This is a genomic window from Brevibacterium sp. 'Marine' (genome assembly GCF_012844365.1).
In the GTDB taxonomy this organism is placed as follows: domain Bacteria; phylum Actinomycetota; class Actinomycetes; order Actinomycetales; family Brevibacteriaceae; genus Brevibacterium.
This window is the reverse complement of record NZ_CP051626.1, coordinates 1484719-1497062: the sequence shown is the minus strand read 5'-3', so window position 1 is coordinate 1497062 and position 12344 is coordinate 1484719. Positions and strand designations below refer to the sequence as shown.

Here is a 12344-nt window from a genome sequence, read left to right as displayed (position 1 = left end):
CCCTGATGGTTGCTGAACACTATGTCGAATCCGAGAAGACGATCAGCAGCCCCTCAGATCGCAGTCAGTGGACGGAACGAGCACAGGGGTTGCTGTCCTGGGCAACCTCATTCTGGGTCTTGGCGATCGCCTTCGTCATCGTCACAATCGCTGCGGCCGGTCCCCTGCGAGTCTGGGACTACAAGCTCAATCGACGATGGCTCTATCTCTTCGAACCCGACCTCGTCTGGTTCTTTCAGCACATCCTCGATCCCATCGCCGGTCAGGCCGTCTGCCTACCCGTTCTGGTGATCACCGCGATCGTTCTGGCACGCAGACGCCGGTCCTGGCGACCGATCGTCTTCGCGATCGCCGTCGAAGCGGCTTTCTATCTCGGCGTCGGTTCGCTCAAGGTCCTCCTCGCCCGACCGGCGACGACCCTGCACGATCCGCGGTTCTTCCACGGCGGTCTGATCGAGATCGGCGGCCGTGGAATCAGCTACCCGTCCGGGCACGCGGCCGAAGCCGTACTCATCTATGGTGCAGTCGCCTACCTCATCGCCACATACAGCAACGTCACCACACGCACCGTGCGCCTGCTGTGGTGGGGTGTCGCCGCGGTCAGCGTGAATTCAGTGGTCGTGTCCTTCACCCTCGGCTGGCACTGGGCCACCGACCTCATCGGGGGGCTGCTGATCGGCGGAGTCTTCCTGCGACTGCTCATCATCGCCGACAGGCGAATACCCGATCTCAACACCTGAGGGCAGTCACAGCCAAGTGTCATCGAGATCGGCGAACGTCGTCACTCTGCTTTCAACAAGATCGAACCACGGTCCGGTCTGCGGCAGTTCGTGGGCGAAGAAGTACCGCGCCGCGGCGATCTTGCCGTTGAGGAACGCCGACTCGCCGTGTTCGCCCGCGGTCGCTTCGGCCGCCATTCCCTGTTGCAGCCACAGCCACGCCATCACGGTGTGTCCGACTGCTTCCAGATAGGTCCACGCGTTGTCGAGCGCCGCCGCAGGATCCCCGCTCGACCATACCGTCGCGGTCACGGATTCGATGCGATCGACGGCCTTCCTCAGCGCTGCGGTCTCAGCGGACCAAGTCGAACGGCCGGCCGCCTCGGCGAGGGTCTCCCGCATCTGCTCCAGCAGCACCTGCAAACCCGCACCACCGTTCATGACGACCTTGCGACCGAGAAGATCCTTGGCCTGGATGCCATGCGTGCCCTCGTGGATCGGGTTGAGCCGATTGTCACGGTAGAGCTGTTCGACATCGTGATCGCGGGTGTAACCGGCCCCGCCGAGAACCTGGATGGCGTGGTCGTTGGCCTTCAGGCACCACACGCTCGGCCAGGTCTTGACGATCGGCGTGAGCACGTCCAGCAGCAGTGCGGCACGATCGCACTCCGCCTGGGCCTCAGCGGTTTCGGATTCGTCGAGCAGACGTGCGGCATAGAGGATGAGTCCGAGCCCGCCCTCGACGTAGCTCTTCGACGACAGGAGCATGCGACGGACATCGGAGTGCTCGGCGATCGGGACCGTCGGAACATCGGATCCCTTGGCACCGTCGGGACGACCCTGACGGCGGTCGCGGGCATAGCGGAGGGCATCGAGGTACCCGTGGTAGCCCAGCCCGACCGCACCGGCACCGACACCGATGCGGGCCTCGTTCATCATGTGGAACATGCAGGCCAGCCCCTTGCCCCGCTCCCCCACAAGGTAGCCGACCGCACCGGCAGAACCGGCCGGGGTGTGCGCCCCCTCGCCGAAGTTGAGCAGCGTGTTCGTCGTTCCGCGCCATCCCATCTTGTGGTTGAGTCCCGACAGCACGACGTCATTGCGTTCGCCGAGGCTGCCATCGTCGTTGACGAGGTACTTCGGAACGAGGAACAGACTCAGCCCCTTGACCCCTGGCCCGTCGCCCTCGGCACGGGCCAGGACAAGGTGGACGATGTTCTCCGAGAGTTCGTGATCGCCACCCGAGATCCACATCTTCGTCCCATGGACACGGAAGACATCGTCGCCGCTGTCGGGATCCGGTACAGCTTTCGTCGTGACGTCACCCAATGAGGAGCCGACCTCGGGTTCGGACAGGCACATGGTGCCGAAGAACCGGCCATCGAGCTCGGGCACAACGTACTTCTCGATCTGCTCCTCGGTTCCATATTCGAGCAGCAGATTGGCATTGGCCATGGTCAGCATCGGGTAGCTGGCGGTGCCGATGTTGGCCGCCTGGAACCAGGCGAAGCAGGCCTTCGCGATCGTCTGCGGCAGCTGAATGCCGCCGACGCTCTCATCCATCGTCGCCGACAGCAGGCCGATGCCGGCGAACTGGTCGAGCGCAGACTTGATCTCAGGAATCAGCGTCACCGCGGTACCGTCGAAAGTCGGCTCGTTGAGGTCGGACTTGCGTGCATGAGTGGCGAACCGTTCCTTGGCAAGCTCCTCGCTGGCTTCGAGCACGGAATCGAAGACCTCACGAGAATGATCGGAGAAGCGAGGACGTTCGCAGAGTTCGTCGACCTTGAGCCAGTCATAGAGTTGGAACTCGATGTCCTTGGCGGAGAGGATGGATTCTGTCGCAGTCGTCAAGACGCCATTGCCTTCAATCTGTTCGGTCACGAGACCAAGCTATGGCTAATCATTCGTTAAGTAAAGTGATTCGCTCTCTCACGGTGCAAGGATTTGGCTGATGCCCAGCCGTGAGGTCATCCAGACGCTCCCCACCTCTGGGTTTCGGCCCCCGGGAGAGCTATAATTCTCTCCACAATCTGCGTGGGAATGGGGCGAAGGATCATGACCGCAGACACGAATCGGCCGTCGAAGTTGGCTCAGACGTTCAAACAGATCTCGAAGGCGTTCAAGAGCGCCAATATCGGCCAGGGGCAGAAAGTCGGCTACCGAGAAGACAGTTCCGAAGAACGGCTGCAAGCCACGGCTGAGCACGAAGGAGTGAAGCTCTACCGCAATCCCGACGGCTCACATCTCGCCGTCGACGAATCCCACTCGAGCTACGATGACTGAACATCGGCTCAGTATCCGGCGCTGCGTCTGCAAGCGAGGCACCCCCTGGACGAATCAATGAAAACGACTATGGTCACGAGTACAGCGTCTTCGCAACAGTGAGGTGGTGACAGATGACCGACGAGACTGATTCACAGAAGAAGGTCGACAAGATCAACGACAAGCTCGACGAGCTCGGGGCGAGGGCCAGCGGACCCGATGTCGCCTATGGCGCGACTCCCGGATATGCCGACGATGTGTCCGAAGAGGACCTGGAGAAGCTCGCCGAAGCGGAAGGTGTGACCCTGCGACGCCTCCCGGACGGCTCGCATGAGGCGATCGACGAGTCCGCCGTGACTCCATCCTCGGACACTTCGAACGCCGAGGAATCCACGACGTCAGCTGAGAGCTGATTCGTCGGCTCGAGCGAACATCGACAACCCGGTACATGGTCATCCATGTGCCGGGTGTCGCTGTGCCCCAGGTAGGATCACCGGGGCCATGGCGCCACGCCGCACAGTCGGCGGAACAACGATGCTGATATGAAAGGCAGAGCCTATGCCCTCCCCCGCCGCCTCGCCTGCGCAGACCTCCGCGACGAAGACGGAGCCGTCAGGCTTCCTCCGGATTCTGCGCAACTACCGCTTCCCGATCTTCATCCTCACAGGGGTGGTCATCGGCGCGATCATCGGCCTCGTCTTCGGGAAACGCGCCACCGTCATCAAGCCGTTCGGCACGCTGTTCATCAATATGATGTTCACTCTCGTCGTGCCGCTCGTGTTCTTCTCCATCGCCTCCGCGGTCGCGGGAATGTCCTCGGCGGCGCGACTCGGCAAAATCATGGGCAGTATGCTCGGAGTCTTCGCCGTCACCGGCATCATCGCCTCCATCGTCATGGTCGCCGCGCTGCGCATCTTCAACGCCACCGCCGGCGTCGAAGTGGAGATGCAGGAGCCGGAGAACGTCGAGGACGTCGGGTCCATCGGTGACCAGCTCGTCCAAACCGTCGTCGTCGACGACTTCTCGAAGATCCTGTCCGCCGAGCACATGCTCGCCCTCATCGTGTTCGCCGTCATCGTCGGCTTCGCCACCAGCAGGATCGGCGACGCCGGCAAGCCGTTCGCCCAGTTCCTCAATTCCGGCACCGAGGTGTTCCTCAAGTTCACTTCAATCATCATGTACTACGCCCCGATCGGCCTCGGCGCCTACTTCGCCGCACTCATCGGCGACCTCGGCGCCCAGCTCGTGGGGGACTATGTTCGCGCCTTCCTCGTCTACTATCCGGTGGCGATCGCCTACTTCATCCTCGCCTTCACGTTCTACTCCTTCGTCTCCGGCGGCCGCCGAGGCGTCTCCCGCTTCTGGGGCAATATCCTCGAACCCACAGCGATCTCCTTGGGTACGTCGTCCTCGGTGGCGGCGATCCCAGCGAACCTGCGTGCCGGAGAGAAGATCGGAGTCCCACGGGACATCCGGGAGACGATCGTGCCGATCGGCGCCACGATCCACATGGAAGGATCGAGCCTGTCCGCGATCCTCAAGATCGCCTTCCTCTTTGCCGTGTTCCAGCGCGACTTCTTCACTCCGGAGAATATCCTCATCGCCATCGCCGTGGCGCTGCTGGCCGGAATGGTCATGGCAGGAATCCCCTCCGGCGGCTTCATCGGCGAGCTCATGATCATCACCCTCTACGGCTTCCCAGCAACGGCGCTGCCGATCATCCAGATCATCGGAACCGTCATCGATCCGCCGGCCACCACGGTCAATGCGGTCGGCGACCAGGCGAGTTCGATGATGGTCGCTCGCATCCTCGATGGAAAGGACTGGATGGATCGGACAGAGGACGATCACGATTCGATTCCGTAACCGCTGTGAATCTGTCACAGTCCGGAATCCACGGATTCGGACAAGACTCTTTCTGACGGAATGTCTCGGAGATGTCATCGCAACGCAATAGAACCTCCGTATTTCCGACGACGCGTCTCAGCTTCTGTTCAGGCTCGGGGACTCGGCTCTCACCTGGGATGACGATACTCGATTCCAGCAATGTTCCTGTCCCGGAAGAGGAGAAGTCACCATGCCCGCCTTCATCAGCACTCACGCCGCAAAGTGGGGCGTCGCTGCACTAGCCGGTCTCACATCTCTGGGCCTCGCAGTCGGTCCGGCATCGGCCTCCGTTGATTCAGCACCCGCGCCCAGTGCCGCTCAGGCACCCCAGAGTTCGGGACACCCGAAGGGTGCCGTCAAGTACGCGGACAAACTGATCACCGCCTACGGCATCGGTGATGACTCGGTCATGGATCGTCTCGCCACACGCAACGTCGTCGCTGCCCTCGCCGAACACAACGACGGGCACGCCACACGCTGGCACCGCACCTCAGCCGACTCCGGCAAGGGGTACACCTGGGTGTCCTACACGAACCTGGACACCCACGAGGTCATGACCCTGACGGTCAGAGACGCCAACGCCGTAGGCAAGGGCGGCGACGCCGTTCGTGAGGTCGAGTTCGTCGGCTGAGGACGACCCGCTGTCATGCCGTGGCCCGAATCCTGAACGGCGTCTTGTCAGCACTGCCGACCTGCTCGGTAGACTCGGGAACCATGGTCGCCTTGAACGAAATCCCCCGTCGCCGCTACACCGCCGGCCCGACACCGCTCGAGCATCTGCGGCGACTGTCCGCCGAGCTCGGCGGACCGCAGGTCTGGATCAAACGCGACGACCGGCTGGGGCTGACACAGGGCGGGAACAAGACACGCAAGCTCGAGTTCCTCATCGCCGACGCTCTGAAGCAGGGAGCGGACACGCTCATCACCGTCGGCGGGGTCCAGTCCAACCACTGTCGGCTGACCTTATCCGCTGCGCGCACCGAGGGCCTCGACTGTCATCTCATCGTCGAAGAGGACCTTGGTCCCGACGGCACCGCCCTCGGTCCGGCAGGGGCGAACCCGCCGGAGCACACGGGCAATTTCCTGCTCTTCGACCTCCTCGGCGCGGATTCGGTCACCGTACTCGGCCACGGAGCTGACCTCCTCGGCGAGGCCGAGATTCTGGCCGAGAAGCTGCGCGACGAGGGCAGGATCCCCTATGTCATCCCGGTGGGCGGGTCGAATCCGATCGGCGCGCTCGGCTATGTCGACTGCGCCCACGAATTGCTCGATCAATTCGCCGCAGTGGGGCTGGACTCCCCCACGATCGTCACGCCGAGCGGCTCGGCCGGAATGCAGGCAGGACTCGTCGTCGGGCTCCACAGCGAGGGAAGCACTGTCCCGATCATCGGCATCAACGTCAGCCGGACACAGGCGGAGCAGGAACCGAAGATCGTCAACCTCGTCGATTCCACGGCACGGTTCCTCAACCTGCCGCCTGTCCCCCGCGATGCCACGACGGGACTCGGCGACTATGTCGGGACCGGCTACGCCTTGCCGACACCCGAGATGGTTGAGGCCGTGCGACTCTTCGCCCGCACCGAGGGAATCCTCCTCGACCCCGTCTACACCGGCAAAGCTGCGGCCGGCCTCATCGACCTCATCAGATCCGGCCGCTTCTCTTCCGAAGACGCGGTCGTCTTCGTCCACTCCGGCGGAGTCCCCGGACTCTACGCCCGCACCCAGGCGTTCGCCTGAGCACCTCCCACCACCCACAATCGACGGAAGGCAGACAGATGACAGTTTCGACAGCAGACCTGTGGGACGAACGCGGCGACGACCTCTATTCGATCGCTCTGAACTTCGGCGACTTCGGAGCCAAGACCTCATTCTCCGGCCCGGCCCGCACGATCCGCTGCTTCCAGGACAACGGACTGGTCAAGCAGACCCTCAATCAGCCAGGCGACGGCGCCGTGCTCGTCATCGACGGTGACGGTTCGATCGCCACCGCCCTCATGGGTGACATGATCGCCGAGGCGGGGGTCCGAAACGGCTGGAACGGCGTCGTCATCAACGGCGCTATCCGCGACCGTGAAGCTCTGGCCGAGATGGAATTCGGAATCAAGGCTCTTGCCAGCAATCCGCGCAAGAGCGCGAAAGACGGTGCCGGTGAGATCGACGTGACCGTGGAGATCGGCGGCGCGACGATCCGCCCAGGAGCGATGGTCTTCGCCGACGCCGATGGGGTCGCCATAGAAAAGTAGAGGGGCAGAGGCTCAACGATGAATGGTGTCGAAGCTCTGTTGAGCCGAGTCCCAGATGTCGGCAACGTCGATCTGACCGTCAGCGGTGAGATCCTCGACGGTCGAACGGTCGTAAAGGTATCTCCATTCCCCCGCCGCGACGTCTCCCGTGACCACGAGGATGTCGTAGTCGAAGGCTGCCTGTGAGGTCGCCTGGACGATGAACGCCGTGGCTTCCAAGTCCTTGGCCCTGTTCTCATCGGAGGCGAACTCGACATGGAGGCGTTCGGGTTCGGCCTCCTGGTTGAAGTCGGGGTTCGTCTCGGACTCGAGACTCACCTCGACACCGTCCAAGGACTGCGCCACATAATCCGAGAGCTCATCAAGGGAATCGAAGCCCTGCTCCACGACATCCAGAGTCGCCGTCGGAGTCGTTTCGGGTTCCGACGATGAGCCAGAATCGGAGCCGCAGCCGCTGAGGGCGATGAGTGCGGCGGTCAGGAGCCCGGCGAGAGCAGGGGCGGACTTCGAATCGAACCTCATGGCACCAGCCTATCGACGAGGGTGCGCTGGTGCCGCATCGAGTCAGTCACTCAGAGCGTGGGGCTTCAATGGGATCGGGTTCCCTTCGGCGCGGATCGGGAATAGGGTCATCAGCCTATTTGTTGAATGTTCAACTAGATTGATCTAGACTGGACCCAACAGCCCATCCGCTCAGGAGAACAGCATGACCACCACCCCCATCCAGGCACCAACTTCCACCGCCCCGCAGAGACCCGCCGTCGATGAGAAACGACTCAGCGCGGCCACCGGAATGGACGCGGTGACCCTGCGCGTCGGCGACCTCGAGAAGATGTCGAACTACTACTCGAACGCTCTGGCGATGGAACCACTCGAAGAGACCGCCCGCGATGGCGAAGTCCACCGTGTGCTCGGCCGCGGCACCACTCCCCTGGTCAAGCTCGTGGCCACCCCGGGCCTGCCCGGAGTCGACGCCAAACAGGCCGGCCTGTTCCACACCGCCTTCCTGTTCGACACCAAGGAAGCCTTGGCCGCCACGGTCGCCCACGCCGCGCAGAACACCAACAGCACCTTCGTCGGCTCCAGCGATCACCTTGTCAGCCAGGCGTTCTACTTCACCGATCCCGAAGGCAACGGCATCGAGCTCTACGTCGACCGCGCCCGTTCGGAATGGACTCACTCGCTCGACGGTGAGGTCCAGATGGACACGCTCTACCTTGACCCGAACCGATTCCTCGAACGCCACCTGAATCAAGACGTCCTCGCGAACACTGCCGCCGAACCCGGCATCGTCGGCCACGTCCATCTGCAGGTCGGCAACATCCCTCAGGCTCGCGAGTTCTACGTCGATGCCCTCGGCTTCGAGCCGTCGCTGTCGTCAATGCCCGGAGTCCTCTTCGCGGCGGCGGGCGGATACCACCACCATGTCGCCATGAACACCTGGAACAGCCGCGGTGCCGGTCCTCGCGCGGCCAGCCTCGGCCTCGGGGACGTCGCGATCACCGTTCCCGGACGCGAGGACCTCGACGCGCTCGTCGCTCGCCTGCGCACGCACAACCTCGATTTCGCTGACGACGGACGCTCCGTGCGCGTCGTCGACCCGTGGGGCACGCAGGTGACCCTGGCCACCGGAACCAGCTCCATCGACGAGACACTGGCGCGCTGACGACCTGCCGGTGCGAACATCTCCACCGGATAGAACGCGCTGAGGCGGGTGATGCTCAACGGCATCACCCGCCTCAATCGTCTGCGCCGAGATCAGCTCGTGGAGCGCACTCGCTCGACAGCCGCCTGCGGATGCAGGTCCAGCCGACGCAGCAACTGAGCGTTGAGGGCGACGACGATCGTCGAGATCGACATCAGGATCGCACCCACGCTCATCGGCAGCACGAATCCGACAGGAGCGAGCACTCCTGCCGCCAGCGGCACCGACAGCAGGTTGTACCCGGCCGCCCACCACAGGTTCTGCTTCATCTTCCGGTAGGTCGCCCGAGAGAGTTCGACGATTGAGAGCACGGATCGCGGATCGTCGGAAGCGAGGATGACTCCGGCAGAGCCGATGGCCACATCGGTTCCGGCCCCGATGGCGATGCCGACATCGGCCTGCGCGAGCGCAGGAGCGTCATTGACACCGTCACCGACCATCGCCACGCGACGCCCCTCCCCCTGCAGCTCGGAGACCTTCGCCGCCTTGTCAGCGGGATGAACGCCGGCAAAGACACGGTCGATGCCGAGCTCGGAGGCTACAGACTGCGCGACCGCCTCGGCGTCTCCGGTGATCATCACGACCTGTGCACCGATGGCGTGGAGAGCATCGACGGCATCGCGAGACTCCGGCCGGATCTCATCGGCCAACTGCAGGGCACCGACGACAGATCCGTCGACGAGCACGTGGAGGATGATGGCACCTTCGGCGCGCCAGGCCTCCGCAGACTTCGCCTCGGGGGCATGGTGCGCCTCGAGCAGTCTGGGACCACCCACCTCGACCGTCTGGCCTGCGATGACGGCCTTGACCCCCACCGCAGGTGACGACGAGAAGTCGGAGGCTCTCGGCACGTCGATCCCCCGTTCAGCCGCAGCCGTGACGATGGCTGCGGCCAGCGGGTGCTCGCTGTCGGCTTCGGCCGCAGCCGCCAGGCCGAGCACTTCGCTCTCGATCCGCGTGGCCCCGGCACCCTCGACGACTTCGATGGCGGTGACCGTCGGCTGCCCCTTCGTCAGGGTGCCGGTCTTGTCGAAGAGCACGGAATCGACCGTGCGCATCGTCTCGAGCGCGAGCCGGTCCTTGACGAGGACGCCGGCACGGGCGGCACGTTCGGTGGCGATCGACACGACCAGCGGAATGGCCAGGCCCAAGGCGTGAGGACAGGCGATGACGAGCACGGTGATCGTGCGCACGACCGCCGAGTCCGGCATGCCGATGAGCGACCAGACGACCGCTGTGATCACGGCAGCGCCGAGAGCGAACCAGAACAGCCATGCCGAGGCTCGATCGGCGATGCGCTGGGCTCGAGATGACGAGCTCTGAGCGTCGGAGACCAGCTTCTGGATACCGGCCAGCGTTGTGTCGTCACCGATCGCGGTGATCTCGACTCGAAGCCCGGAATCGGCGGCGACGGTGCCGGCCACAACCGAGTCGCCTTCGCCGCGTCGGACCGTCGCGGATTCTCCGGTGACCATGGATTCGTCCATATGGGCCGAACCGTCGATGATCCGTCCGTCGGCGGGCACCGAGGCACCGGGTCGAACGAGGACGATGTCCCCGACGACGAGGTCGGACGGAGCGACGCTCACCGTCTCCCCATCGATGATCTTCTCGGCCTCATCCGGCAGCAGCGCGGCGAGACTGTCGAGCGCCGAGGTGGTCAGTGCCAGAGAGCGCATCTCCATCCAGTGACCGGCGAGCATGATCACGACCAGCAGAGCCAGCTCCCACCAGAAATCGAGCTGCGGGTCGAGCAGGCCCAGCGACGACCCCCAGGAGGAGATGAAGGCGACCGTGATCGCCAAAGCAATGAGCAGCATCATGCCCGGACTGCGCCCCTTGATCTCGTCGAGTCCGCCGGCCAGGAACGGCTTTCCGCCCCAGACGTACATGACGGTGCCGAGGATCGGCGAGAGCCAGCGAAGCGCACCGAGGATGCCGGTGTCGGGAACCGCGTATCCGACGAGGTGGCCGAACATCGGACTGAATGCGACGACGGGCACGGCGATGACGAGCATGATCCAGAACAGCCTCCGGAACTGCGCGACGTGATCGCCATGGCCGGCATGACCCGCGTGGCCCGAATGGCCGGAGTGAGCCTCGTGACCGGAGTGGTCGCCATGACCACTGTGGTCATGGCGAGCGTGATCGGAGTGGGCCATGGTCTCAGTGTGTGCGGAATGGCCTGTCTCAGCAGACTGCATTCCGTAATGACGATGATTCTGCGGCTTGTCCATACCCACAATCTATACCCCTAGGGGGTATAAATCAATGGTGATGCCCCTCATATGCAATCGCCTGCAACCCTGGCTCTCACGTCGCAAGCGCTCTAGCGTCGAAGAACACCGAATGGCACGGATACGCCCCACGAAAGGACTCATCATGAGGGCAGCACGATTCCACGCTCGCAAAGACATCCGAATCGAAGACATCCCAGAACCCGAATTGCGGCCAGGCACAGTCGCCATCGACGTCGCCTGGTGCGGGATCTGCGGAACCGATCTCCACGAATATCTGGAGGGGCCGATCTTCGTCCCGCCGGCGGGCCACCCGCATCCGATCTCCGGCGAATCAGCCCCAGTGACCATGGGGCACGAGTTCTCCGGCACGATCACCCACCTCGGCGAAGGCGTCACCGACCTGAACGTCGGCCAGAACGTCGTCGTCGAGCCCTACATCATTGCCGAAGACGTCGACACCGGCCCCGGCCAGAGCTATCAGCTGTCGAAGGACATGAACTTCATCGGCCTCGGCGGCCATGGCGGCGGACTGTCGGAGAAGATCGTCGTGCAGCGTCGCTGGGTGCACCCGATCGGCGATATTCCGCTCGATCAGGCTGCGTTGATCGAACCATTGTCAGTCGCCCACCACGCAGTCGTTCGCTCGGACGCCGCATCCGGCCAGACCGCCATCGTCGGCGGCGCAGGACCCATCGGCCTCCTCACTGCCGCCGTCCTCAAAGCCAAAGGACTGACCGTCTACATCTCCGAGCTCTCCGAGGCGCGCAAGCAGATGGCACTCTCAACAGGCGTCGCCGACGAGGTCTTCGACCCGCGTGAGTCCGACGTCGCCGAAACCGTCCGCGAGCGCACGGGCGGACGTGGAGCCGACGTGGGATTCGAATGCTCGTCCGTCCCCGCGGTTCTGGACATGCTCCTCGACGCCGTCCGTCCCGGCGGAGTCATCGTCAACGTCTCCATCTGGGGGCACAAGCCCGAGGTCGATATGCCGAAGCTGGTCCTCAAGGAGATCGACCTGCGAGGAACGATCGGCTACTCCGGCGACCACCCGGAGACGATCAGACTGGCCGCCGGCGGCACCATCGATCTCTCAGCCTTCATCACCGCACGCATCGGCCTGGACGAGCTCATCACGGGCGGCTTCGACGAACTCATCAGCAACAACGAGCACCACGTGAAGATCATCGTCGACCCTCGCGCCTGACCCCGCATTCACGCACCCTCCCCGCGGGAGGAACGCACCTCCGCAAACATTGCATCAACGTGCAGTTATGACTCATACTTG

At 63.7% G+C, this 12344-nt stretch carries 12 protein-coding genes; 9 read left to right on the top strand and 3 right to left on the bottom strand.

Going from position 1 to position 12344, the window contains the following annotated elements:
• The first annotated feature begins 5 nt into the window (after positions 1-5).
• Complete coding sequence (locus HF684_RS06635; protein WP_248279145.1) at positions 6-740, top strand: phosphatase PAP2 family protein; 735 nt, start codon at positions 6-8, stop codon at positions 738-740.
• A 6-nt stretch (positions 741-746) separates the two neighbouring features.
• Here HF684_RS06635 and HF684_RS06630 read toward each other — a convergent pair whose 3' ends face one another.
• Positions 747-2603, bottom strand: coding sequence for an acyl-CoA dehydrogenase (locus tag HF684_RS06630; RefSeq protein ID WP_248279144.1), 1857 nt, complete (start codon positions 2601-2603; stop codon positions 747-749).
• Between the two features lie 174 nt (positions 2604-2777).
• Here HF684_RS06630 and HF684_RS06625 point away from each other — a divergent pair, with 174 nt between their 5' ends.
• From HF684_RS06625 to rraA, 6 genes are all read left to right on the top strand, one after another.
• Positions 2778-3005 carry a hypothetical protein gene (locus tag HF684_RS06625; protein ID WP_169251851.1) on the top strand — a complete coding sequence of 76 codons (228 nt, stop codon included), beginning with the start codon at positions 2778-2780 and terminating at the stop codon, positions 3003-3005.
• Positions 3006-3118: 113 nt separating this feature from the next.
• Complete coding sequence (locus HF684_RS06620; RefSeq protein WP_169251850.1) at positions 3119-3397, top strand: hypothetical protein; 279 nt, start codon at positions 3119-3121, stop codon at positions 3395-3397.
• 145 nt (positions 3398-3542) lie between these two features.
• Positions 3543-4850, top strand: coding sequence for a dicarboxylate/amino acid:cation symporter (locus tag HF684_RS06615; protein ID WP_169251849.1), 1308 nt, complete (start codon positions 3543-3545; stop codon positions 4848-4850).
• Between the two features lie 211 nt (positions 4851-5061).
• Positions 5062-5502 (top strand): hypothetical protein, encoded by a 441-nt coding sequence (locus HF684_RS06610; protein ID WP_169251848.1) that lies wholly within the window; start codon positions 5062-5064, stop codon positions 5500-5502.
• Positions 5503-5585: 83 nt separating this feature from the next.
• Complete coding sequence (locus HF684_RS06605) at positions 5586-6608, top strand: D-cysteine desulfhydrase (RefSeq protein WP_169251847.1); 1023 nt, start codon at positions 5586-5588, stop codon at positions 6606-6608.
• Positions 6609-6646: 38 nt separating this feature from the next.
• Positions 6647-7114, top strand: coding sequence for a ribonuclease E activity regulator RraA (gene rraA, locus HF684_RS06600; RefSeq protein ID WP_169251846.1), 468 nt, complete (start codon positions 6647-6649; stop codon positions 7112-7114).
• Positions 7115-7126: 12 nt separating this feature from the next.
• Here the strand turns inward: rraA and HF684_RS06595 are convergent, their stop codons facing one another.
• Positions 7127-7636 (bottom strand): hypothetical protein, encoded by a 510-nt coding sequence (locus HF684_RS06595; protein WP_169251845.1) that lies wholly within the window; start codon positions 7634-7636, stop codon positions 7127-7129.
• Between the two features lie 184 nt (positions 7637-7820).
• Between HF684_RS06595 and HF684_RS06590 the strand changes: the two genes are divergently transcribed.
• Complete coding sequence (locus tag HF684_RS06590) at positions 7821-8780, top strand: VOC family protein (protein ID WP_211168082.1); 960 nt, start codon at positions 7821-7823, stop codon at positions 8778-8780.
• Between the two features lie 92 nt (positions 8781-8872).
• On the opposite strand, the gene HF684_RS06585 is transcribed toward HF684_RS06590, so the two are convergent.
• The gene (locus HF684_RS06585; RefSeq protein ID WP_248279143.1) at positions 8873-10981 is read right to left on the bottom strand and encodes a heavy metal translocating P-type ATPase; all 2109 of its coding nucleotides are present in this window, start codon (positions 10979-10981) and stop codon (positions 8873-8875) included.
• Between the two features lie 220 nt (positions 10982-11201).
• On the opposite strand from HF684_RS06585, the gene HF684_RS06580 reads away from it, so the two are divergent.
• On the top strand, positions 11202-12263 hold the full coding sequence (locus tag HF684_RS06580) for a 2,3-butanediol dehydrogenase (RefSeq protein ID WP_169251843.1): 1062 nt from the start codon (positions 11202-11204) through the stop codon (positions 12261-12263).
• Positions 12264-12344 lie beyond the last annotated feature (81 nt).

What these genes read in the sequence shown, in the direction of transcription:
- HF684_RS06635 (WP_248279145.1), top strand. Translation starts at nt 6, where the DNA reads ATGGTTGCTGAACACTATGTCGAATCCGAGAAGACGATCAGCAGCCCC.
- HF684_RS06625 (WP_169251851.1), top strand. Translation starts at nt 2,778, where the DNA reads ATGACCGCAGACACGAATCGGCCGTCGAAGTTGGCTCAGACGTTCAAA.
- HF684_RS06620 (WP_169251850.1), top strand. Translation starts at nt 3,119, where the DNA reads ATGACCGACGAGACTGATTCACAGAAGAAGGTCGACAAGATCAACGAC.
- HF684_RS06615 (WP_169251849.1), top strand. Translation starts at nt 3,543, where the DNA reads ATGCCCTCCCCCGCCGCCTCGCCTGCGCAGACCTCCGCGACGAAGACG.
- HF684_RS06610 (WP_169251848.1), top strand. Translation starts at nt 5,062, where the DNA reads ATGCCCGCCTTCATCAGCACTCACGCCGCAAAGTGGGGCGTCGCTGCA.
- HF684_RS06605 (WP_169251847.1), top strand. Translation starts at nt 5,586, where the DNA reads ATGGTCGCCTTGAACGAAATCCCCCGTCGCCGCTACACCGCCGGCCCG.
- rraA (WP_169251846.1), top strand. Translation starts at nt 6,647, where the DNA reads ATGACAGTTTCGACAGCAGACCTGTGGGACGAACGCGGCGACGACCTC.
- HF684_RS06595 (WP_169251845.1), bottom strand. Translation starts at nt 7,636, where the DNA reads ATGAGGTTCGATTCGAAGTCCGCCCCTGCTCTCGCCGGGCTCCTGACC.
- HF684_RS06590 (WP_211168082.1), top strand. Translation starts at nt 7,821, where the DNA reads ATGACCACCACCCCCATCCAGGCACCAACTTCCACCGCCCCGCAGAGA.
- HF684_RS06585 (WP_248279143.1), bottom strand. Translation starts at nt 10,981, where the DNA reads ATGGCCCACTCCGATCACGCTCGCCATGACCACAGTGGTCATGGCGAC.
- HF684_RS06580 (WP_169251843.1), top strand. Translation starts at nt 11,202, where the DNA reads ATGAGGGCAGCACGATTCCACGCTCGCAAAGACATCCGAATCGAAGAC.